Raw genomic sequence first — 23,576 nt, 5'->3', positions numbered from 1 at the left:
ATCATTATACAACATTACCCTCGCTTCGCCATTAAAAAAGCCACAAGGAGATCGTCGATCCTCACATGTATACTATTATTTTTGAGAAGCATATAGCCCTATGAAGCTTATTACAGGCTCCAATCTAGCCTGATTAATTCTCAGCTTAATCGATGCTCCTTCTATTCCATCTGCAAGACGGCATATTTTCTTATAGCCAATCGTAGTACCAGCGTAGACAGCTCGCCACTGACCGTTTATTTCACATAGCAGCTCGAAGCTCTCGATCCGTTGCCCATATCGAATATCCTCCTGCAATACAATACGGTCGAACAAGCGCTCCTGATCAAGGCTAAGCTCCAGTTCAGTGTAAGGCAGGCTATCATCTGCTGCGATTGCACTTGAAGTACGAATCGCTGCTCCCGAAGCCTGATTCTGTCCATACATTCGACTAAGACGTTCACCAAGCAATCGAAGATTATTCGAATCAACCTCCGGTATAAGACCTCGTTGATCCGGTGCAAGATTAAGCAGGAACGTTGAATTGCCACCTACTGTCCGCTCATATAAATCGATTAAAGTCTCAACCGACTTCACTTGGTCATCTTCATCCGCGTGGTAGAACCAACCTGGTCGAATTGAAGTATTCACCTCGGAGGGATACCAAACAACACTATCCGTCTGAGCAAGAATATGACGACTCCCAATATCCTCCTCGCTAGAATCAATCCGCTTAGAGAATTCTCTATCATCCGTCTGCTGCGATTTTTCTTTAATCCTCTCATTATCCTGCATGGCTGTGGGAACTACGCTCCATTCCGATTGGCGGGTATGTCCAGCCTCGTTGCCACACCAACGCACATCTGGACCACAGACAGAGATAACCGCATTCGGCTGAAGCTCACGGATTAATGCATAATAGGCATCCCAGTCATATTGCTGCTGCTTCCCATTGCGTCCTTCCCCGCATGCTCCATCCAGCCAAATGCAAAACAACTCACCATAGTTCGTCAGCAGCTCCCTCAGCTGATTGAGATAAAAAGCATTGTAGGCAGCACTATCTCCGTAGCTGGGCTCATGCCGATCCCATGGAGATACATAGATTCCGAATTTGATGCCTCCAGCATGACATGCTTCAGCAACCTCTCGTACTACATCGGCTTGTCCGTTCCTCCAAGGTGCAGATTTCACCGAATACTCGGTATATTGACTTGGCCATAGCGCAAATCCGTCATGATGCTTGCAAGTTAGTATGAGACCTGTCATACCTGCAGATTTGCAAGCTTCTACCCACTGTGAGGGATTAAAGTGAGTAGGCTGGAATAGCGCGGGATCCTCTTCGCCATTCCCCCACTCCTTACCAGTGAACGTATTGATTCCAAAATGGATAAATGCATAGAACTCCATCTTTTGCCATTCTAGCTGTCTTACAGATGGAACGATTCTAGCAGCTCTTTGTATAGACACCGGCATATCGCAATCCACTCCCCTTCTAACTATCCTGTACGAAATTCAGAATTCGCTCATCGACAGAGGAAGTCTCACCAAGATCAGGACAATCGCTCAAGATGACCTCTGGATTTCCTTCATAGCCTTGCAGCTCGAACACAACAATCTCGTTCCGCCCTTTGCGGAGTATCGGCCCCGGGATATACAGCGCGCGCTGCGGACCAGCTTCCCAGTACCGCCCGATATTGAATCCGTTAATCCACACAATGCCTTTATGCCAATTATCGAATCGCAGGAAGGTGTCGGCCGGTTCATCTGTATCCAAATAACCGCGATAGAAAGCAGGCCTGTCTATTGCATGCCGGTCCTCAGCCTTCCTCATAGCTGCGCGATGCTGCTCAGTTGAGACCAAGCCTCGGCCTACCGGCTCCCCATTATCACAAACACTCTTGCTATTGTCAGTGAAACTGATCCGATTAAGCATCGCAGTATCAAGAGGCAGCGGATAGATTGTCCAATTCGATTGAAACTGATTGTCTATGAGTACGCCTTCCGTTATGCCTTTGTGGTCACGGAGATTAGGGCCATAATTAACTCGTCCCATATTCTCAACGAGAATATCTAGTCTCGCACCTTCCTTGGGGACGGAAATCTCGATTGACTGTGGATTCCAGCGTTCAACCACGCCAAGAGGCTTGCCGTCTATGAATACTTGAGCACGATCTCTCACCTCACGCAAGTGCAGCTTTTGTCTGGATCTCGGACCTTTAATCCACGTGGAATACAGGATAAAGCCATAGGCCTGATCAAGCTTCTCCATCGGCTGTATCGCGACTGACTCCACTCTTCGATCTGCGACAGTATCCAATTGACTTAATAAATCACTATGCTCCGTCAAAGTGATGTTTCCGTAGGCTTTTTTCGGAGTAGGCTCAGGCAATGGACCGCCTTCTGATATTCCATGCTTATTCAGCACCTTACGAATAGCCTTATATTTCTCTGTTAGATCACCCCATTCTGTTAGCGGAGCATCATAATCATAGCTTGTGATGGTAGGCTCGTAGACATCACTATAATTGGCACCATTGTAAAAGCCAAAATTCGTTCCGCCGTGGAACATATACAAGTTGACGGAGGCACCTTGTTCCAGCATCTCATCTAAGACGTCCGCTACATCAGATGCCTCGCGGATATGATGCGGCTTCATCCAGTGATCGAACCAACCTAGCCAATATTCCATTACCATTAACGGTTCATCCTGACGATACTCTCGGTATTTATCGAATGATTCGGCAACCCGGGAACCAAAGTTGACAGTAGCATGCAAACCTTCTACTGTGCCGCCAATGAGCATTTCATCAGTCGGGCCGTCCGAAGTGAACAGCAGGCAGTCGATACCGCGGCTGATTAAGCCATCGCGAACATACTCCAGATAGGCCGTGTCATTGCCATAGCTTCCATATTCATTCTCTACCTGCACCGCAATGACAGGACCGCCGTTCGTATGGAGCAGCGGAACCAGCAGCGGTATCAGAACATCGTAATACTGATCGACCTTCCTCAGATAGTCAGGATCCATACAGCGTAATGCCATATCCGTCTTCAACAGCCACGCGGGCAGTCCGCCAAATTCCCATTCCGCACAAATATAAGGACTTGGACGCACGATGACATGCAAGCCCAGCTCACCGGCAGTCTTGATAAACAGAACCACATTCGCCATGCCTTCGAAGTAGAAGACTCCCTCTTCTGGCTCGTGGAAATTCCAAGGAATGTAGGTCTCTACCGTATTGAAGCCGCAAGCCTTCAGCTTCATTAACCGATCACGCCAGTATTCGGGTACGACGCGGTAGTAGTGTATGGCTCCAGATAGAATCCGAAGCTCCTGACCCTCTAGAAGGTATTTGTGATGCTTCCAATTCAATTGACCCACGCTTACCAGCCTCCATGTCCTATAGTAGCAAAGAAGCTCCGGGCCAGCTGGTTAGCATTCCCCGAAGCTTCGATTGATTACTTCTTTTTATTTGCTTTCTTTCTCATTGATAATCTTAGTTGCTTCATCTACCATCCATTTCTGCACATCATCGATAGATTCTTTGTCACTAAGCATGAATTTACTGAATCCGTCACCAATGACTTTGGTCAACTCGGAGGTCGAGACCGTAATTACGCTTGAAGCGTCCAGATATTGAATGTCATCACCGAAGAGTGTCTGCTGCAGAGAATCAATGTCGTACATGTCTTTGTCTTCACTATTAATGAGACGGTCAAGCACTGCTTGATTGTCCGCTTTTTTCCATCCGGAGAATTCCGTTCTCGACTCGGAATCCGCAGTCGTCATGAAGCGCATCAGCTTGAAGGAAGCCTCTTTGTTCTTGGAGCTCGCACCCATAACCACTTGGCTGCCGCTTGTGAAATATTTGCCGCCTTCGTAATCTTTGGGCTCAGCGCCTGCAGGAGGCAGAGGCACTGGAGCAAATGCGGTCTTGAAGGTATGCGGATATTGCTCCTGATTGGCTGGATCTGGAATCGTCCAGCTACCTGTAAGCACCATTGCCGCTTCCTCATTGAAGAACTCCGTGCGATAGTTCAGCTTAGCTGCCAGAACGTCAGCGTAAGGTTTCGCCGATTGGTCAACAGCCTCCATGTCCTTGCGAAGCTGGAAGAAATATTTGTACGATGGATCAGATAGAATGGTACTGCCGTCATCATAACGGAACGGATCCTTCATTACTGTCTGTGCAGGGGCATTCATGTACAGCTCCCACGTATGGAAGTATGTACCGTAGCGCTTGTCCACGCCTTCGCCTTGGGTGAGCTTCTTCGCATAATCACGGTAGTCATCCCACGTCCAGCCATAGGTTGGCACTGGAAGACCAGCTTCGTCCAGCATATCCTTATTTAATAGAACATAGTTGAAGGAAGAATTGAGCTGCATGCCGTAATACTCATCGTTAATCTTTGGATTGACATAATATTCGTCCTCAGGAACGAGGCTTTCTTTGGTGTAATATTCATTCAGCGGCGCCAGAGCACCTCTCGTAGCGCGTTCATACACTGCACCGAGACTTGGAAGAGCAATAACATCAACCGCTTCTCCCGAAGAAATCAGAAAATCCAGCTTCTTCAGCATTTCGACGGAATCACCAGGCACTAGTACAACATGCTCGACCTTAATCTCTGGGTTCTGCTTCATAAATTCATCGAGCATAGCATCCGTCCCTACAGTCTGAGCTTCATTGTCCCAGTTGTAATACTTGATGGTTACCGGATCAGATGCACTAGCTGTGTTAGAAGTCGATCCGTTATTCGTTGTCTCTGTCGCAGTACCTGAGTTGCCCGAGTTGCCGCAACCGCTGAGTGCAATAGCCCCTGCCAGCAGCAAAGCCGCACCCACCGTGAATTTCCGTTTTGATCGTTGTTTCATCCTGCTTTTCCCCCTTGACCATGAATGGATGATGGAACTGATTTCTACTTCAGTATACAGAGCAGCTGGAACCGCCAAGTGTATAATTTTGATGTGCAAGGAGTACATTTTTTACCTTCTTGTCTTGAATCTGCTGCTAGCCCTTAACTCCTCCTAATGCAATACCATTAATAACTTGCTTCTGCATAATAATAAAGATGATCAGCAGCGGAATGATCGCGGACAGAGCTGCCATCATCATAATCGCATAGTTATTGGTGTAATCGTCCCGGAATAAGGTAATGCCTAGCGGTATCGTATAGAGATCCTTGCTCATGAGGAAAATGAGCGGATTCTGGTAATCATTCCAGGTCCAGATGAATTTGATGATCGCTACGGTTGCAAGAACAGGCTTACACAATGGAATCATGATGGAAGCAAAGATGCGCATATACCCTGCCCCATCAATCCGAGCTGCCTCAATGTACTCATCGCTAATGTCTGCCATGAACTGTCGCAGCAGGAAAGTGAAATAAATAGAGAACATACTCATCAGAATAATGGCCATATGAGTATCGTACAAGCCTAGCCAACGGATAATCAAAAATCTCGGGATCAGAGTAGCTTGGTCCGGAATAATCATAAAGGCCAGCAGACCTAGGAAGATCAGATTTCTTCCTCGGAACTTCAGTTTAGTCAACGAGTAAGCGGCCATCGAGGAGATGATAAGCGTAATAATCGTCGTCAGTATAGCAACCTTCAAAGAGTTGAAGTAAAAATGATAGAAAGGCACTCGATCCATCCATACTGCCTTAAAATTATAAAGGAAGTTGATATTCTCCGGAATCCATTGAATGGGGAATCGCATAACGTCCTTCTCGAATTTGAAAGCCGCTGATACCATCCAGATAAGCGGGATGAGGAACACGATCGAACCTGCTCCCATTATAGCTGTTAGGATGATTTTTGAACTATTTTTTCTTATAAGCTGCATGTTAGTCCCTCCATTATCTAAGCCTTTTCATTACGGAATTTCCAAGTCGCAGCCGTTATAAGACCAATGATTGCGAACAGAAGCCAGGAAATGGCTGAGGCATATCCCATGTCGTAGTTACGGAAGCCCTCATCATAGATACGATAGACAAGCACGGTGGAAGAGTTGTTCGGTCCGCCCTCTGTCAAATAAGAAATGATGTCGAACACTTTGAATGAGCCAATTAGCATCGTAATGAGAAGGAAGAAGGTTGTCGGACGCAGCAGAGGCACTGTAATCCGTAGAAATTTCTTAACCTGAGTTGCACCGTCGATCTCGGCAGCCTCATAGATTTCATTGGAAATGTTCGTTAGACCCGCCGTATAGATGATTACGGTATAACCTAGACTAGCCCAAGTGCTAATAATAGCGATAGACAATAGCGAGGTATCCGGATCTACCAGCCACTTCGGTGGTGAATCGATGCCGAGCTGCATAAGGAATTGATTGATCGGACCTAGTGAAGGATGCAGTAATGCACTCCAGACAGCCGCTATAGCAATAATGGATGAGATATACGGGATGAAAAAGACAACCTTGAAATACCCCTTCAAGAACACGTTATTGTTAATAACGACCGCAATCACTAATGCTAGAGCAATAGGTATTGGCACCGTCAGTAACGTATAGAGCAGATTATTCTTCAATGCTTCCAATACAGCTTCGTCCTTGAAGAGCTCTGCATAATTGCCCAGTCCAATCCACTTGATGCCAGACAGACCAGACAGCATATCCCATTTGGAAAAGCTTAAATACAGTGAAAAGCCAAGGGCAAATACATTGAGCAGCAGCATCCCGACAATCTCAGGGCCCAGAAACAGCCAGCCAACTAATGCTTCCCTTCGCTTCGGCGTCCAGAATTTCTTCTTCGGGGTTCCAATTCCCCCAACATCTACGCCATTTTTGACTACTTCCACTATCATCACCTCAGGCTTCATTTGTTAAGACAATCATAAGGGAATAGCCCGAATATCAAGGGACTGATTCTGACCCGTAACGAGTAAGATTTTGACTTATTTCAGGCGGAGCAGCAGGATACGCTGATCGCCTAGCATACTCTTGTGTACACCATAAGCGAAGGATTGAGCTTCTCTGCACATATAAAAAGCCGCGCATTATGCGCGGCATTACATATTGACCATGCTGCAGACTATGGAGTACGTCTCAGCTGTTTTTTCTGCTTATATTCACTCGGAGTCATCCCGATGTATTTCTTGAACACTTTGGAGAAATAAGCCCTGTCAGAATAGCCTAGTCCCATAGCTATCGTCTCAAGCGTCTGGCTTGAATTCTTCAGCATGTTTGAGGCAATCTTCATTTTGTAATGATGCACATAATCGGTGAAGCTGAGTCCGGTCAAGCGTTTGAAGTACCTTGAGAAATAGCTGGGATTCAAATACAAATATTGTGCGATATCGATTGAGGTCAGATTGTCGGACAGATGCTTGTCGATGAATGCCTGAATCACCTGTAATCTCGGCTCATGCGATATAGCCCCACCCTTATTGGCCTGCTGCTGTTGGTCTCGCATTAGCAGCTCTAAGCGCTTGAAAGCTAGCTCCAGCATATCCTCCATCGTCCTAGCTTCGCCGATATAGTAATACATATTCTCCTCCGGCTTGCGCCGAACGAACAGCATCTCCGATCCGCGAAGCAATTGAACCAGTTCCTCCGTCAGTTCATTCGGCTCAATCTTCCGGCTCTGAGCTTCGTCTCCGAATTCATTCAGCACATGCCTGATCTCATTCATATCCTGTTCCAATATGGCACGTTCCAGCTTGTTCTGAACAGGGGTAGAGAAGCCCTGAGGCGCAGGATAAAACACTTGATTCAACAGAATATTCGATGGTGTTATACTAACCAGCTCTTTGCTGTAAAATTCAGGCTTAGCCAGCCTTGTTTGTTGATATATCCATCCTACGGCTTGCAGAGCAAGCTTGTCCGAGTACACAACAATTTGAAGGGAGAGCCTTAAGTAGGCTGCACATTGTCTTTGCAATTCATCACAATAAGCCTGAAGATTAGTACTGTTAGCCAGATTCTGTCGGTAGTTGTATAGTACGATGAAATGCTCCTGCTCGATTAACGGCGTAATGCCCTCGTAAGCTCCTGCAAGCTCCAGCGCAATATTGTAGAGGGAGTATCGGAGCAGCGACAGATTACTGCGGTTGTAATGAGTATCGTAATCGGAATAGTGAAAGTTAACGATACCCAACATGAACCAGGGATAGTTCCAAGAGATGCCTAATCTTGCCGCATGAGATCGGGCTCTATCCAGATCAGTTCCGTCCATAATCATTTGCATAAGCGTACGTCTGAGCAGATCTCCTCGATATGCGATATCTTCAATTTCCCTTCCACTGGCCTCTGTCTTCAAACGTGTAATCGATTTGCGAAGACATTGTTCGAGCTGCTCCGAAGTCAGCTTGTCCTTCAACAAATAATCATCCGCGGCGAGCTTGACAGCCTGCTGGGCATAATGGAAATCTTCATGACAAGTCAGAAATATAATTCGAACCTCCGGCTTGATTGTCAAAAACTCCTCAGCCAGCTCAATTCCGGACTTCTGCGGGAGCCCAATGTCTGTTACAACAATATCAGGCAGCGTCTCCTTGAACATGTGCAGCGCCTTGGCACTGGAATACGTGCTTCCAGCTATTTGCAGCTCAAGCTGCTCCCATTCAATCATCTGCCGCAGCACCTTCAGCATCGGAATATCATCATCGATCAGCATGACTCTGTACATCTAACAACCCTCCAGTCAATCTTCAATGGCCTAGGCTGGAATACGAACAATAGCGGTAAGGCCGTCTTGTGAATTCGTATGAAGCTCTAACGACGCGGCTTCCCCGAACGTTAGTCTCAACCGTTGAATAACGTTGCGAAGTCCTACCCTGCGATACGAGGCATACTCTTCCGACTCCGGATCGTTAAGCTGGCGATTGAGTGCCAGGAGCTGACGCACATCCATCCCGCCGCCATTGTCTTCAATTTCAATAATGACCCACTCTTTCTCTCTACCAGCCCTCAGAGTAATCGACGGATCTTCTTGATCAATTAAACCATGCACAATTGCGTTCTCTACGATAGGCTGAAGCACTAGCCGGGGTAATGTAAAATGCTCCAGCTCTGGCTCCAGCTCGACATGCAGCTTAAGCGGCAGATCACTGCGCACCTTCATAATGTCAGCGTAATAGCCCAGCAGCTGGCATTCTTCTGCCAATGAGGCAGGCTCACTTACCTTCAGATAAGCACGCAGCAGGCTCATTAGAGAATCTATAATGCCACTGTGCACCTGATCTTTGCTTAAGATTAGACTGCACTTGATGGAATTCAATGTATTGATTAGAAAATGTGGCCTTATCTGCATGAACAATGCCTCAAGCTCAATCACCCTCTTCTGCTCCTGCTCTTGCTCAATATTCGCAATAAGCACCTCGATCTCGTCGAGCATTAGGTTGAACGAGCTGCCCAGCTCCGCAATATCGTCTTTGCCTTTCACATCCAACCTCATGTTACGGTTACCCATAGTGAACTGCCTAGCCACTCGCTGGAGCTTCTGGATCGGGCTATGCAGTCTTTTGGCTAACAGTAATGAAATGATGGAGAATAGGAGCGTGAACAGTAAGACCAAGCCCATTCCTGTATAGAACGTTCGAGACATCGGACCTGTCAATGCTTCCTCTGAAGCTTCGTAGATGAGCGTCCAATCCGTCTTGTCCAGCTGCGCCTTCGTTCGGAACATGTCCTTCTCAGCTTGCACTGGTTGAAGCGCTACTTGGGCATCACCGGCAATCCTCTGCTCACCGCCGTCGAACAGCGCAAGTGTGCCGAATTCCACTCGACTGAGCACCTGTTCAAAGTAAGAGGTCTCTATGCCGATCAGCAGAATGGATGAATAGCGCTCCGAGCCCCCAGTGCCTATCACTCTCGCAATATAATAGGTCCCTTCATCATCTGGGTTATCTTGCAGAAGACCCAGCCACTGCAGAACTGCCGGCCTTGAAGGATCAACTTCATTCAATAATTGATCCAGCTTATTATTAATGGCGCTTAAATTCTCAGAGTCTGGGGATATGACGAACCTTGCTCGGTTAACGAGATACATCCGTATATTATTGTTCAGCGGCTTAGAAGTAATCAGAGAGAAGCTGTCTTTAATTTTCATAAAGCGAGTGTAGTCCTCGTAGGTATGAATTCGACTTGTATCTGCGAATTCGTCCAATGATGTCTTAAGTCCTGAATCATTCACGAGATAATGCGATGCGAACGTCACATCGTCTATCGTTCGCTCAATTTCACCGACGATCACATTGAGCATGTTGCTGTTACTCAGTTGCACTTTCTCAATCATGTTCTGCTTCAGCAGGGTATAAGAAAAAATAGAGACCGCTAATATAGGCAATATAATAAATAATAGAAAAGAAAGCTGGATTCTCTGATAATAGGTTAGCTTCAACATGGCAGCACCGAGCCTTTTATACAGCATTTATTCCTTTATTGTAACAGCATCGAATACACGAAGAACATCCCTAAACCAGTATCTGCAATAAGAATTTTAATGAGATTAATGATCTAGCTGCGCTCATACCAGTAACCCGTAATGCCTTTTTCTAGACGCATCAGTGCTTCCAAATAGAAGTAATCTCCCCAAATCATATAGTCATCTGGTGATTGTTCACCTCGTACATGATAGGACCCGTGCTTCAGCAATCCCTCTGCCTGCTCATCGCCAATCGTGGCATAATGCAGAGCAAGTGATTCCAGAGAACGCAGCATACCTTCCTGATAATAGACATACTCTGAATCTTCTTGCTTCAGATGGGACAATAGCTCCAGCAATCCTGCTGCGGCGATGGCAGATGCAGAGCTGTCACGATAAGGCTCCTCCGTTCCATTCGGCAGATTGAAATCCCAGTAGGCGACATTGTCTGTCGGCAGATGTTCCAAGAAGTACCGTGCCATACGCTTAGAGGCTTCTAGAAATTGTGGATCCTTCGTGTAGCGGTAGGATAAGGCAAAGCCGTAGATCCCCCATGCCTGCCCTCTTGTCCACGTCGAACCATTGGAGTAGCCTTGATGCGTTGCTCCGCCGATCGGCTCACCAGTCTCTCTATTGAAGAAGAATGTATGATAGGAGCTGTCGTCGCCGCGCACTAGATAACGTCTGCTTTTGTTCGCTTGAGCAATAGCCGCATTCCGATAAGAAGAATCGCCTGTCTGCTCTGCAGCCCAATAGAGCAGCGGCAGATTCAGCAAGCAATCAATAATAATTCTCCCGCCTTCTACCGTGTCGTCCTTCACTCCCCATGCTTGGAAGTATCCGCCCGACTCTCGCCAACGATTCATTAAGCGGTCAGCTGCTTCGAGAGTCAATTCTCTCCCCTTATCATCCTGCTCCACAATCCACTGCGCCTTGGAAGACAAGGAATATAGAAATCCGATGTCATGATGATCAAGCACAATTCCTTCAGCTAGTCTGTTGCGGAAGCTATCCACCGTATTCCTCGCGGCGTCCTTGAACTGATCATCTCCTGTGTATTCATAGCTCAGCCACAGCATTCCACTCCAGAAGCCATTCGTCCAGTCATTGTTGTCAATTAACTTATAGCTCTCCCCTTCACCTACATGCGGATAAAGCTCACCGAAACGTTCTATATTACGCCTAACTTTGGCAATAGCATCCTCAATAGCATGTTTCCACATCATATCTCGATCCCTTCTACGGTTACACAATTGTTTGCCCTAATCGTATAGGAAGGAAAGCATCAGGAAGAGGATAACTTTTGTTCTGCGTGTGTACAATTTTGACTTTTTTCACTGCCATGGACTTCAAACCTGCCATCAGCCTATAATAACGATAATAGCTACATAATCCATAGTGAAAGAGGCGACATATGAGCAAGTACGCGCGAGTTTTTCAAGGAACTGCCTTCACCAGTCGAACCTTTCACGAGGTTGCAATCTTAATTGATCATCTATTCTGTATTAATGATCATGGTGTGATCGAGAGAGTTGTCGCTCCAGAGCATGATGATTATCGAGCCATTCTGCATACCTATGAGAATGAAGAGAACTTTCAGCGATTGAGCAAGGGTCAGTATTTGCTGCCAGGCTTTATTGACCTGCATGTCCATGCCCCACAATGGGCACAGTCTGGCACAGCTCTAGATATCCCTCTCTATAATTGGCTGAATACGTATACGTTCCCGCTGGAATCCAAATTTGCCGACTTATCTTTTGCACAGCAGGTTTATGAGGATGTTGTCAGTACGCTGCTAGCTAATGGAACTACGACCGCCCTTTATTTTGCAACTGTTCATAAGGAAGCTAGCCTGCTTCTGGCTGAGATCTGTGCTAGCAAAGGACAACGCGGTCTGGTTGGGAAGGTTGTCATGGACAACCCAGAGCAGACACCCGAATACTATCGGGACGCCAATACACAATCAGCGTTAGCAGATACGGAGCAATTCATTATCGCCGTCAAGCAGCTAGCGGAGACAACCAAACAAGGAGTCTACCCTGTGGTTACCCCAAGATTCATCCCAAGCTGTACGGATGATTCCTTGAAGGGGCTCGGCGAGCTGGCTGCCAAATACAATACCCATATTCAATCGCATTGCAGCGAAAGCGATTGGGCGCATGGCTATGTACAGGAAAGATTCCACAAGCATGATGCTTTTGCTCTCCATGATTTCGGTCTATTAGGAGACAAGTCTGTGATGGCGCACAGCAATTTTCTAGACGAGAATGACGCTGCTCTATTCGCTGAGACTGGAACGGCAATCAGTCATTGCCCAATCTCTAATGCTTACTTCGCGAACAGTGTTATCCCGATCGCTCGTTGGCACGCCAAAGGTGTTGAGATTGGGTTAGGCTCCGATCTATCCGGCGGGTATTCCCCCAGTCTATTCGATAATGCAAGACAAGCCGTTATCTCATCCAGAATGCTGGAGGATGGTGTGAATACGGAGCTGCCTGCCGAAGAACGCGGAGTGCCAGCATCGCGCATTACCATTGATGAAGCCTTCTATCTCGCAACTGCCGGTGGAGGAGAAAGCTTAAGCCTGCCGATCGGCCGCTTGGCTGAGAGCTACACCTGGGATGCACAGATTATCGATACTGCCATGCCAGGTGCCAAGCTTCCGATATTCAATGAAAGTGAAGCATTGCATGACATTTTCCAAAAAATCATGTATCTCGCTAGGCCCGAACATATTCGTGAGGTATGGGTGCAAGGTGAAAAAGTACATTCTCGCGAGTTGTAAATTTAATATTCGGACAAAACAAAACCGCCTTCTCACTCAGAGGGCGGTCAGACTGTAGAGAAACCTCCTGTTTTTTATGAAACCGAATGGTAGTGAATACAGTGTTTAGAAAGCTATTGACGATAAACCGCCTTGAGATTGCATGAAATACAGTCTGCATCACACGAGATAGGCTATTCATTGTGCGAGCTGAAGCTACATTGTATTTCGTGCAATAAAATCAGTGGAAACGGCACTAGAAGTCCGCTGAGGTTGCATTACATACAACCAAATCCGTTGTTTTGGTGCATTAAAGTAAATTTCAGGAAACTAAATTGTAGTGAATGCAGTGTATAGAAAGCTATTGACGATATACCGCCATAAAGTTGTATGAAATACAGTCTGCATCACGCGAGATAGACTATTAAATTGTGCGAGCTGGAGCTACATTGTATTTTGAACCACCAAATAAAAAGTGCCGAAAAACCCCTAGGACTTTCTCGACACTCTGACCGCCTTCTCACTTAGAAGGCGGTACTTTTTAATATACGAGCCAATTACTTCTAGGACGGTCTATCTAACTCTTTCTCGCAGTATTATTCTCTTCCTACTATTAAATGCTTCTCAATAAACTCCAGCGCTTTACGATTCTGGTCTCCTATCACGGCATGGCCTGTGAAGGGGTATGGAATAATCTCCTTCTCCGACTGCACACGATTATAAGCGGCGTAGATCGTTTCTGGCATCGTGACGGGGTCCTTGAGCCCAACAGTTACTAACAAAGGGATGCGAATGCGATGCGCTAGATTCATATTGTCGTAATAGCTAAGCGTGTCAATTACCGTGTTAAGATGCTGTGGGTTGCGCTCAATGAATCTCGCTGCTTCAGTCAATGAGCTGCTGGAATTCATGACGCCGAAGTCCATCTGGCACATATTCGGAATGTGGGCAACAGCAATGGCAGGCTTATCTGACAATGCAGCTGCGAGCATTGCGAGTCCGCCGCCCTGACTTCCACCAGATGCGCATATACGGGAAGAATCTACTTCAGGCTGAGCGCTTACGAAGTCCAGAGCTTTTAACGCATCAATCGTAATCGCTCTATAGTAGCACGTATCGCGGCCCAGAATACCTTGTGTAATCCATCCCGAAATCATGCCGTAGGATTGATCCAGATGATTGCCTGTCTCTCCTCCTTGACCTCGGATATCAATGGAGAGGACAGCCATTCCCATTAAGATGTAGGAAGCATGATCCTCTGGATAGCCCTTATTCCCTGTATAGCCATGATAGAGGACTACGCAAGGAATGGGTTCTGTTCGACTGAATTTCGGGAGAAGAAACCACCCGCTTATCCGTGTATCATCGAAGCCTTCATATTCGACTTTGAATACTTCCATATAGGATAATGGCGTTTCTACTTGTGTTCTAGTTGCATTCAAAGGTTTGGCAGCGAACTGCTTCAGTGTCTGATCCCAGTAAGTCTCTAGATCTGCCTTCGCTGTAAGCGGTGGGGATAGATTCTCCAATTCTTCTATACGTCTCATTATCGCGTTGCTCATGTATGAGTCAGCTCCTTCATTAATAACAGATCAACACACCTCAACAACCAAAGGCGCAAACAAGCCAATAGGTTGATAGACTAGGAATCGCAGTGAACAATACTGTTCTAGGCGAAAGCGTATTCTTATTGCACACCCTATTAACATACTTTTACTTCCACGAAATAATCAAGACTATTTATTACAAAATTCTCCTGACAATAGGATGGTCGGATTTCAGATTACACAGAAAAACCGCCTTAAGAAGGCGGTTAGCTAAGTTCAATTGCATATAATTCGGGGTAATTCCGATATTTGCCTGCATAGTCAAGACCATAGCCGACTACGAATTCATCTGGAATCTCAATACCCTCATAATCGACAACAATATCGACCTGACGTCTTGAAGGTTTGTCGAAGATGGTACACAGCTTAACACTTGACGCATTGCGGGCATGGAACCATTCCTTCAAGTGCTTCAAGGTCAATCCTGTATCAATCAAATCTTCAACAATAAGAATATGCTTGCCTGCGAGCTCGATGTCGGTATCTTTCTTAAGAGTAATCTGACCCGAGCTCTGTGAACTGTTGCTGTAGCTGGAAACCGCGATATAATCAACTTCGACCGGCATGGAGATCTCTCGCATCAAATCAGCCATAAATATCGCTGCCCCATTCAGAACACCGATAAGTACAAGCTCCATATCCTTGTAATCTGTGGAGATCTGTTCTCCGAGCGCGAGAACTTTGCTTCTGATCTCCTCTCTGCTGACCAGCAATCTCTTAATCATGGTTTCTATTCTCCTAGTACGTTCGATTGGCCGTTCCGATCCTTCAGAATCACATCATGAGCTCCACCTTCAATAATGCTTGTAGAAGAAACAACTGTCAATCGAGCTTTCTGCTGCAGCTCTGCAATTGTTACCGCACCGCAATTGCACATTGTGGATTTGATCTTGCTTACTGTTACGTCCAGATTATCCTTCAATCGACCTGCATATGGAATAAACGAATCGACGCCTTCCTCGAACTCCAGCTTAGCCTCCTTGCCTTCACTGCCGAAGTCATACCGCTGCCAGTTACGAGCCCTGCTCGACCCTTCCCCCCAATATTCTTTGACGAAGTTAGTGCCGAGCAGCAGTTTACGTCCGGGACTCTCATCGAACCGGGCAAAATACCTGCCAAGCATCACAAAGTCAGCCCCCATAGCCAGCGCCAATACAATATGATAATCATGGACAATGCCGCCGTCCGAACAGATGGGCACGTATATCCCCGTCTTCTCATAATATTGCTGCCTTGCTTCGGCCACCTCAATGATCGAGCTTGCTTGACCGCGCCCTATCCCCTTCTGCTCCCTCGTTATACAGATCGAGCCGCCGCCTATCCCAACCTTGATAAAGTCTGCGCCTGCTTCGACCAAATAAAGAAAGCCCTCTCTGTCAACTACGTTGCCTGCACCTATCTTGACGCTATCGCCAAATGTTGATTTGGCATACCGGATCGTATCCGCCTGCCACTCGGAGTACCCGTCGGAAGAATCAATACAGAGAATATCTGCCCCTGCATCCAACAAAGCAGGTATTCGTTCTTGATAATCCCTCGTATTAATCCCTGCACCTACGATGAGCTGCTTGTTGTCATCATGCAGCTCCAATGGATACTCATTATGGCTATCGTAGTCTTTGCGGAAAATAAGATAAAGCAGACTGCCATATTCATTCACTACGGGCAGACAATTCAGCTTATGCTCCCATATGATCTCATTAGCTTCTGGCAGTGTAATCCCTTCTTGCGCTACCACAAGCGAGGCAAGGGGAGTCATGAATGAAGATATCCTCGTATCAGCTAGCATGCTGTTCTCGCGATAGTCCCGGCTTGTGACAATACCCATTAGCTTGCCTGTCGGCCCGCCATCCTCCGTAATGGCAATGGTGGAATGACCTGTTCTTTCTTTGGTATGGAGTACATGCTGCAGCGTATCCTCAGGCTTAAGATTAGCGTCACTCGTTACGAAGCCAGCTTTATATTTCTTCACCTTTTTGACCATTTCAGTCTGCTGCTCTATCGATTGCGAGCCGAATATGAAGGAGATTCCACCGCGCTGCGCTAGTGCGATCGCCATGTTATGATCGGATACAGCTTGCATGATGGATGAGCTGACAGGAAGATTTATCTCAAGACTTGGCTTCTCGCCATTACTAAACTTCGTAATCGGGGTACGCAGAACGACGTTCTCAGGAATGCAGCTCTTCGTTGTCAGATTAGGAATAAGCAAATAATCACTGAATGTTCTTGATGGCTGCTCATAATAATGGGCCACTGTCATCTCTCCTTTTGAATGTAATACTTCCCTACACTTGGCTCAAAAAATGAACAGGAACAGCTAAGTCTTCCTCAAGCTTGATGTAATGTTCACCTTTGGCCAGTATCGCTTGAACACCGATAAGCTCTACTTTCATTTTACCAAATTGCTCAGCTATTGATCTAATGGTTGCGCCCGAACTGATTACATCATCTACGAGGAGAACGCGGTCTCCCTCTTTGAAGCCATCGTAACAAATATAATTCTCATTATATGCCGTCTCCCGACGAACACAGATTTGAAAATCCTTATATAGACTAGTGCTTAACCGCAATATATTAATTGGTTTCTTCAATTGATGAGCCGCAAGCATCCCCCATGTATGGCCGCCTGGCTCTGGAGAGACGATGTAATCAAAATTAGAAAAATGCTCTAAGATGCTGTTAGTCAGATGATTCGTAATTTCTTCTGTTAGCTCTGGTTCAATAAAGGTGCCTCTCTCGCCGAATGGATACAGCTTAAAGTCATAAGTGGTCTTGCTGTCTTTAACAATTTGGACGGTCTTAGCACCAGTAATCGAATTCTCCAATAAGGTAAGCTTGTTAGTCATCTGCCTTCACTCCTATGAATTAATAAGTACATAATACAAAGAACCCCAAGCCAATAAGGAGCAGAATAGAAGCCCAAATGGATGCGTAGCGAATCCGTGGGAGCATCTTCTTCTACTGCCTCTTGTAGCCTGGGGCAATTTACGGTTGCCTGTAGATACGCTCATCCCGATTAATGAGCTTATACAAGATTTTACGTCAGATAATATAACGCGAAACATTTTCAATATCCTACCACTATAAATGGAATGCGTCAATATTAACCTTATTAGACTTTATTGTATGATATTAAAATTAACATTGACAACGATACTGATTCCATAATATTATAATCACATCTTACGCGTCACATAAATTAACATATGTATTATCTCTTGTATAAGCTCATTAATTGGAGTGAGCGTCTCGACCAGGTGACCGTAAATTGCCCTAGGCTACAAGAGGCTGCATACGATGAAGTTCTCCTCATTCCGTCCTTAATGGAAGAGGTAATTTCAATATGCGCCTCTTGGGTCTAGGGTTTTATTGCTTTAACCACAATCATTCAATAATAAGGAGCGACTACTTATGATTAAGACTAATACGCTTGCTGAAACCCAATTGCAACAACTCCCTCGTGACTGTACTTTTACAGCGAATGATTGGCATGTTCTATCTCAATTCTGGTACCCTGTTGCGATTGCTGATGAAATTATGGATAAACCAGTTGCCGTTAAGCTGCTTGATGTTAAGCTTGTATGTTATCGCAGTCATGGCAAGGTTGTTATTGCCCATGACATGTGCTTCCACCGCGGAGCTCCACTTAGCAAGGGGTGGATCGAGAATGATGAAATCGTATGTCCTTATCATGGCTTCCATTACAACTGCGAAGGAACATGTACGGTTGTGCCTGCACATCCAAGCTCCAAAATCTCACCCAAGCTGAAATTAATCATGTATCCAGCCGTTGAACGGTATGGCTTGATCTGGACCTCTATCGCTGCTGCTGAAGAGCAAATCCCCGAATTCTCTGGATGGGATGATCCGGATTATATCAATATCCTGCCTCCAAGCTTCGATATCGCTGGTTCGGCAGGACGTCAAATGGAAGGATTTCTGGATGTATCCCATTTCGCTTATGTGCATACAGAAACATTCGGGGATCGGAACAACACAGAGGTTCCGCAATATAAAGTCACTCGCGCAGGAGACCAGCTGCTTGCAGATTATTGGAGCACCGTGAGCAATTATGGTAAAGGCCAGGAAAATCCGGCACCAGATGACTTCATGTGGCTGCGAGCTTTCCGCGTATTCGCACCGTTCGCAGCTTCACTAACGGTTCATTTTCCAAATGACGGTAAACTAATGATTCTGAACTGCGCTTCACCTGTCTCGGCTCGTTATACCCGATTGTTCTGCCCGATCTCACGCAACTTCGATAAGAGCGCACCAATTGAAGATACCATTAATTTCAATCTGCAAGTGTTCCAAGAGGACGCAGAGATGGTCGAAGCACAGACTCCTGAGGATCTACCTCTTGATCTTATGGCCGAAGCCCATATTCCAGCGGATCGCACCTCTATCGCCTACCGTCAGTTGCTAACGGAGCTTGGACTCGGAAGAAATTATACTTCTTAATTCATTATGCAGTTGCATACTGATATCAACAACTCTCCATAGTTAACATAAAGCTTGGACCTGCATATGTTCCTGATGCAGGTCATTTTTTTTGCCATACGGTATTAATCAGCTGACTACAGTCAGTACCCCATTGCCAATTCCTCGTAAACGGTGCATAAGTCTCAAAGGCTTTAAATTCAGTTATTCTTGAAGACAATCCGTTCCTTGCATAATAAAGTAAATTTTTGATCAATATAACAAAAGTTACTAAGAGGATTGAAAGGAACAAGCTTGATGAGAGGACGTCGCATTACTCTACCAATTAAACAAGATGACAGCAGCGTTCAGCCACAAAAAGCCGATTTGGAGCATCCGCTTTATTCTGAACTGCAGCAAAATGAACAGCAGCTCCGCTCTTTATATCTCAATTGCTCAGATGTCATTTTTCGCCCCTTCCTCATCGAAGGCAAGACGAGAGCGCTAATCGTTTATATTGACGGTTTAACGGACGCCGAAGGCGTTGAAAAGCATGTCATTGCCCCCCTGATGCAAGAAGGGACTGGGGATACATATTCCATCGTACAGCTTGCCGATCGAAAAATATCCGCTTCGCAAGCGATACCTTTTACAACCTTCAATGCATGTATCGAGAATCTATCAAATGGCTTCCCCATTCTGCTGAGCGATCAAGAAACGATAGGCCTTGCTTTCGGGCTGAACAAATGGGAGAAGCGCTCCATTGAAGAGCCTGTGGCTGAATCTGGAATCCGCGGACCACGTGAAGGCTTTACGGAGACACTGCGGGTCAATACTTCCATGATTCGCCGTATTGTGAAAAGTCCTCTGCTCAAATTAGAACCCATGACAATTGGTGGCTATACGCAGACAAAAGTTGTTATCGCCTACATTGAAGGACTCGCTGATCAGACTCTGATCGAAGAGGTGAAGGCGCGACTTGGACGGATTCGTATTGACGGCATTCTGGAGAGCGGCATGATCGAGGAATTCATTGAGGATGAGCCATTTTCTCCATTTCCGCAGCTGCTTAGTACGGAACGGCCCGATATCACCTGCGCAAATCTACTCGAAGGCAGAGCAGCAATTCTCGTCGAAGGAACGCCATTTGCACTTGTCGCCCCCATTACCTTCTTCTCTCTTATGCAAGCGGCGGAAGATTACTATGAACGTTTCTTAGTCAGTACGATGATACGATGGCTGCGTTATTTTTTTGCCATGTTGTCACTATTGCTCCCTTCGCTTTATGTAGCGATTCTGACCTTTCATCAAGAAATGGTGCCCGGCTCCTTGGTCGTCAGCATGGCGACTTCGCGTGATGCCGTGCCATTCCCGGCTATAGTGGAAGCGCTCATGATGGAGGTCACGTTCGAGGCGCTGCGTGAAGCCGGTGTGCGCCTGCCCAAACAAATTGGCTCTGCTGTCAGCATTGTCGGAGCGCTCGTCATTGGCCAAGCTGCCGTTCAGGCCGGTCTTGTCTCTGCACCAATGGTCATCGTCGTTGCAATCACGGGCATCGCATCCTTCATGGTTCCGCGCTACATTGCCGGGCTTGCGATACGTATGCTGCGCTTTCCGTTAATTTTGCTCGGGGGATCATTGGGGCTTCTCGGCGTTATGATGGGCATCATCGTCATCGTCATTCATATGTGCAGTTTACGCTCTTTTGGAGTCCCTTTTTTATCAAGCCTTGCAACTCCAAAGGCGAGAGAACTAAAGGACGTCTTAATACGGGCTCCATGGTGGATGATGGATACAAGGCCGCATCTTACAAGTGAGTATAATAAATACCGGCAAGATTCCCATCAAAAACCGGGACCTGAGCGAGGAGGTGAAGTATGAAATAAAGAGGGGGGTACAAATTTGAACGATAAAGGAAGAATATCAGCTTTCCAATTGGGATTCCTGCTGTACTCAGCTCTGCTTGCCAACGCTTTCCTATTGGTTCCGACCATTGTGGCTCAATATGCTGGAAACGATCTTTGGATCGTTATCTTATTCGTAGCTTGTACAGGTTTTGTCACTCTGTTCTTGGCAGTTCAACTGCACAAGCTTTATCCAAATCAAACGATCATCCAATATAGCGAACGGATCATGGGCAAAATAGCCGGGAAAATCGTAAGTTCGTTATATATTTTTCATTTACTGCACAGCACCGGAGCCTCTGCGCGTCAATATGCGGAATTCGTAACGGGAAATTTTTTATTCAACACGTCGAAGTTGCTCATTATTTCCGCAATGATTTTGATTGCTGCATTTGCCGTAATTGGCGGGATCGAGGTACTGGCAAGATGTGCTGTCCTATTAACTCCATTTTTCATGTTTCCAATGATTTTTTTACTGCTTCTCTATCCTGATATGGATATTAAAAACCTGCTTCCAGTACTTGGAGGCGGGATGGCTCCAGTATGGAAGGGAACGCTCGTATTGCAGCCTTGGCTTAACGAAGCATTCATGATCACTTTCTTCCTCCCCTTACTAACCGACCCGGAAAAAGGTGGGAAATGGGGCGCGATTTCCCTCAGTGCCGTCGTTATGAGCATGACTTATATCAACTTAATCGTTTTATTTGTATTTGGTCCAGATACTGCCAATAAAACCTTCCCTGTTTTGGCTATCTACAGGTATATCAGTATGGCTAATTTCTTTGAAAATTTGGAGTCACTATTGCTTGCGATGTGGGTCATCGGAAACTTCTTGAAAATCGGAGCAGGATTCTATGCGGCCTCATATGCTGTCGGACACTGGTTGGAGCTGGAGGATGTCCGCCCCTTTGTGTTCCCATTAGGAATTGCTATCTTAATTTTCAGTTTATGGGATTTGCCGGACTATGCCAGAATCGCAACCTTATTCAAGCTTATCGCACCATTTGAAACAACGTTGTACTATGTGGCCATCCCGCTGGTTCTTCTGATAGCGGCTACTATTCGCCGTGAAGGCGTGTCAGAAAAAGGTTAACCTTGCGAAGATAGGAGATTCGGCACCGTGAAACGATGGATCGCACTCACCGTCATACCAATTGTTTGCTTGCTTGGAGGCTGTTGGGATCGTGTAGAGCTCAACGATTTGGCGCTAATTACAGCACTGGCTCTCGACTTGGAGGATGATGGCCGAATTCGAACGACTGTTCAAATCATCATTCCGCAAAACCAAGGCGGCGGCGCACAGGGCGGCGGCAGTGGCGGACAGATGCAAAAAACGGTTTCGCGTTCGGAGAAAGGCACCAATATTTCCGATGCGCTGTCCAAGCTGCAGCGTAAAATTCCGCGAAAACTGTTCTGGGGCCAATGCAAAGTATTTATATTCAGCGAGAAATTGGCAAAGGCCGGTATCAGGAATGAATTCGATTTTCTGGTTCGTCATCCCCAGCCGAGGGAGAGAGCCTATATGTTCGTCAGCAAAGGGAAAGCCGGGGAAGCACTTGAGCTGTTCCCGCCAATTGAACGCACTTCATCTGAAGTGATTCAGGAGTTTTCCAAATTAAAGATTGGAGTCCAGGTAACGCTTGAAGAGTTAAGCATCATGTTGAAAGGAGACGCCCAATCAGCTGTGCTTCCAATTGTGCGCATTCTTCCGAAAACCAAATCTGCTAAACCGTTTCAGACGATACCGTACATCATGGGAACTGCCGTTTTCAAACAGGATAAAATGATCGGGGAAATCTCGGAAAGAATAACTCGCGGAATTTTATGGATTCGAAATGAAATAGGCGAATATACGGTTACGTTCTCAATGGACGATACACGCGAACTCGTGTCATTGCATCCGCTCAAAGCCAAAGTGAAGCTCATTCCAAAAATTGAAGGAGACAATTGGAAGATGACGATTAAAGTAAGAACGGAAGGTGATATGATTCAAAATGGCACTAACCTGAACCCGATGAATCCGAAGCTTCTGAAAAAAATGAACGAAGCCTTCGAGGAAGATTTAAAACTGCGGATCGAAGATTCGTTGCAAGCGGCGCAGCATGATCTTGAAGTAGATATTTTAGGATTTGCAACGGCTTTCTATCGCAAATACCCAAAGCAGTGGAAACAAAATAAAGAGCGCTGGGATGAGTTGTTTCCCGAAGTGAAAACGACAATTGATATCAAAACAGAGATTGTACGTCCTGGACTGATCAATGCGCCCGGGGGAATGCCGAAGGAAGAGGTGCAGGAAAAATGAGATGGGCTTTATTCAGTGGCATTACGATTGCAGCGCTGTTAATCTGGTGGTTTGAATGGCCACGAATGAAGACGAAGCCATCGAGGGACAAGGTTGTGTTCATATCGTTACTCCTTGCCGGCTGGCTGCTGTCCATGCTTGATTTACCGAACACACTTGGACCAACTACACTTCTTGAGTCGATCTTCAAGCCGTTCAGGGGACTGATAGAAAAATAAGATCAAGGA

At 46.1% G+C, this 23,576-nt stretch carries 18 protein-coding genes and 2 riboswitches; of the genes, 6 read left to right on the top strand and 12 right to left on the bottom strand.

All coding sequences use genetic code 11. The features are described 5' to 3' along the window. Nucleotides 1–75: 75 nt before the first annotated feature. The 8 genes from AC6ESP_RS08025 to AC6ESP_RS07990 form a co-directional block, all read right to left on the bottom strand. Nucleotides 76–1,452 carry an alpha-L-fucosidase gene (locus AC6ESP_RS08025; protein WP_497096183.1) on the bottom strand — a complete coding sequence of 459 codons (1,377 nt, stop codon included), beginning with the start codon at nt 1,450–1,452 and terminating at the stop codon, nt 76–78. A gap of 19 nt (nt 1,453–1,471) precedes the next feature. Continuing rightward, entirely contained in the window at nt 1,472–3,361 is a 1,890-nt protein-coding gene (locus AC6ESP_RS08020) for a glycoside hydrolase family 35 protein (RefSeq protein ID WP_497096182.1), read from the bottom strand. 87 nt (nt 3,362–3,448) lie between these two features. Further along, nucleotides 3,449–4,855 carry an ABC transporter substrate-binding protein gene (locus tag AC6ESP_RS08015; protein ID WP_497096181.1) on the bottom strand — a complete coding sequence of 469 codons (1,407 nt, stop codon included), beginning with the start codon at nt 4,853–4,855 and terminating at the stop codon, nt 3,449–3,451. A 136-nt stretch (nt 4,856–4,991) separates the two neighbouring features. Further along, a complete protein-coding gene (locus tag AC6ESP_RS08010) occupies nt 4,992–5,828 on the bottom strand; it encodes a carbohydrate ABC transporter permease (protein WP_497096180.1) in 837 nt (278 codons plus the stop codon). 17 nt (nt 5,829–5,845) lie between these two features. Then, a complete protein-coding gene (locus AC6ESP_RS08005) occupies nt 5,846–6,784 on the bottom strand; it encodes a carbohydrate ABC transporter permease (protein ID WP_497096179.1) in 939 nt (312 codons plus the stop codon). Between the two features lie 233 nt (nt 6,785–7,017). Next, the gene (locus AC6ESP_RS08000) at nt 7,018–8,613 is read right to left on the bottom strand and encodes a response regulator transcription factor (protein ID WP_497096178.1); all 1,596 of its coding nucleotides are present in this window, start codon (nt 8,611–8,613) and stop codon (nt 7,018–7,020) included. A 30-nt stretch (nt 8,614–8,643) separates the two neighbouring features. Then, entirely contained in the window at nt 8,644–10,329 is a 1,686-nt protein-coding gene (locus AC6ESP_RS07995; RefSeq protein ID WP_497096177.1) for a sensor histidine kinase, read from the bottom strand. Between the two features lie 113 nt (nt 10,330–10,442). Beyond that, nucleotides 10,443–11,573 carry a glycoside hydrolase family 88 protein gene (locus tag AC6ESP_RS07990; protein WP_497096321.1) on the bottom strand — a complete coding sequence of 377 codons (1,131 nt, stop codon included), beginning with the start codon at nt 11,571–11,573 and terminating at the stop codon, nt 10,443–10,445. Between the two features lie 191 nt (nt 11,574–11,764). On the opposite strand from AC6ESP_RS07990, the gene guaD reads away from it, so the two are divergent. After that, complete coding sequence (guaD, locus tag AC6ESP_RS07985) at nt 11,765–13,135, top strand: guanine deaminase (RefSeq protein WP_497096176.1); 1,371 nt, start codon at nt 11,765–11,767, stop codon at nt 13,133–13,135. A gap of 575 nt (nt 13,136–13,710) precedes the next feature. Here the strand turns inward: guaD and AC6ESP_RS07980 are convergent. The 4 genes from AC6ESP_RS07980 to AC6ESP_RS07965 form a co-directional block, all read right to left on the bottom strand. Further along, the gene (locus tag AC6ESP_RS07980) at nt 13,711–14,676 is read right to left on the bottom strand and encodes an acetylxylan esterase (RefSeq protein WP_497096175.1); all 966 of its coding nucleotides are present in this window, start codon (nt 14,674–14,676) and stop codon (nt 13,711–13,713) included. A gap of 251 nt (nt 14,677–14,927) precedes the next feature. Continuing rightward, nucleotides 14,928–15,455, bottom strand: coding sequence for a hypoxanthine phosphoribosyltransferase (gene hpt / locus AC6ESP_RS07975; RefSeq protein ID WP_497096320.1), 528 nt, complete (start codon nt 15,453–15,455; stop codon nt 14,928–14,930). Further along, complete coding sequence (locus AC6ESP_RS07970) at nt 15,452–16,978, bottom strand: IMP dehydrogenase (RefSeq protein WP_497096174.1); 1,527 nt, start codon at nt 16,976–16,978, stop codon at nt 15,452–15,454. Before AC6ESP_RS07970 ends, hpt begins: the two co-directional genes overlap by 4 nt. A gap of 31 nt (nt 16,979–17,009) precedes the next feature. After that, the gene (locus tag AC6ESP_RS07965; protein ID WP_497096173.1) at nt 17,010–17,570 is read right to left on the bottom strand and encodes a phosphoribosyltransferase; all 561 of its coding nucleotides are present in this window, start codon (nt 17,568–17,570) and stop codon (nt 17,010–17,012) included. A gap of 105 nt (nt 17,571–17,675) precedes the next feature. Continuing rightward, nucleotides 17,676–17,777: riboswitch (purine riboswitch) on the bottom strand. 145 nt (nt 17,778–17,922) lie between these two features. Further along, nucleotides 17,923–18,025: riboswitch (purine riboswitch) on the top strand. A gap of 110 nt (nt 18,026–18,135) precedes the next feature. On the opposite strand from AC6ESP_RS07965, the gene AC6ESP_RS07960 reads away from it, so the two are divergent. The 5 genes from AC6ESP_RS07960 (at nt 18,136) to AC6ESP_RS07940 (ending at nt 23,567) form a co-directional block, all read left to right on the top strand. After that, entirely contained in the window at nt 18,136–19,185 is a 1,050-nt protein-coding gene (locus tag AC6ESP_RS07960; protein ID WP_497096172.1) for a Rieske 2Fe-2S domain-containing protein, read from the top strand. Nucleotides 19,186–19,461: 276 nt separating this feature from the next. After that, nucleotides 19,462–21,024 carry a spore germination protein gene (locus AC6ESP_RS07955; protein WP_497096319.1) on the top strand — a complete coding sequence of 521 codons (1,563 nt, stop codon included), beginning with the start codon at nt 19,462–19,464 and terminating at the stop codon, nt 21,022–21,024. A gap of 21 nt (nt 21,025–21,045) precedes the next feature. Then, entirely contained in the window at nt 21,046–22,140 is a 1,095-nt protein-coding gene (locus tag AC6ESP_RS07950) for a GerAB/ArcD/ProY family transporter (RefSeq protein ID WP_497096171.1), read from the top strand. 27 nt (nt 22,141–22,167) lie between these two features. Then, nucleotides 22,168–23,349, top strand: a complete 1,182-nt coding sequence (locus AC6ESP_RS07945) for a Ger(x)C family spore germination protein (protein ID WP_497096170.1) — start codon at nt 22,168–22,170, stop codon at nt 23,347–23,349. Beyond that, entirely contained in the window at nt 23,346–23,567 is a 222-nt protein-coding gene (locus AC6ESP_RS07940; protein ID WP_497096169.1) for a hypothetical protein, read from the top strand. Before AC6ESP_RS07945 ends, AC6ESP_RS07940 begins: the two co-directional genes overlap by 4 nt. Nucleotides 23,568–23,576: the final 9 nt, after the last annotated feature.

Source organism: Paenibacillus xinjiangensis (assembly GCF_059686975.1).
Note: the sequence above shows the minus strand (reverse complement) of the source record. Positions and strands in the feature narration are given on the sequence as shown.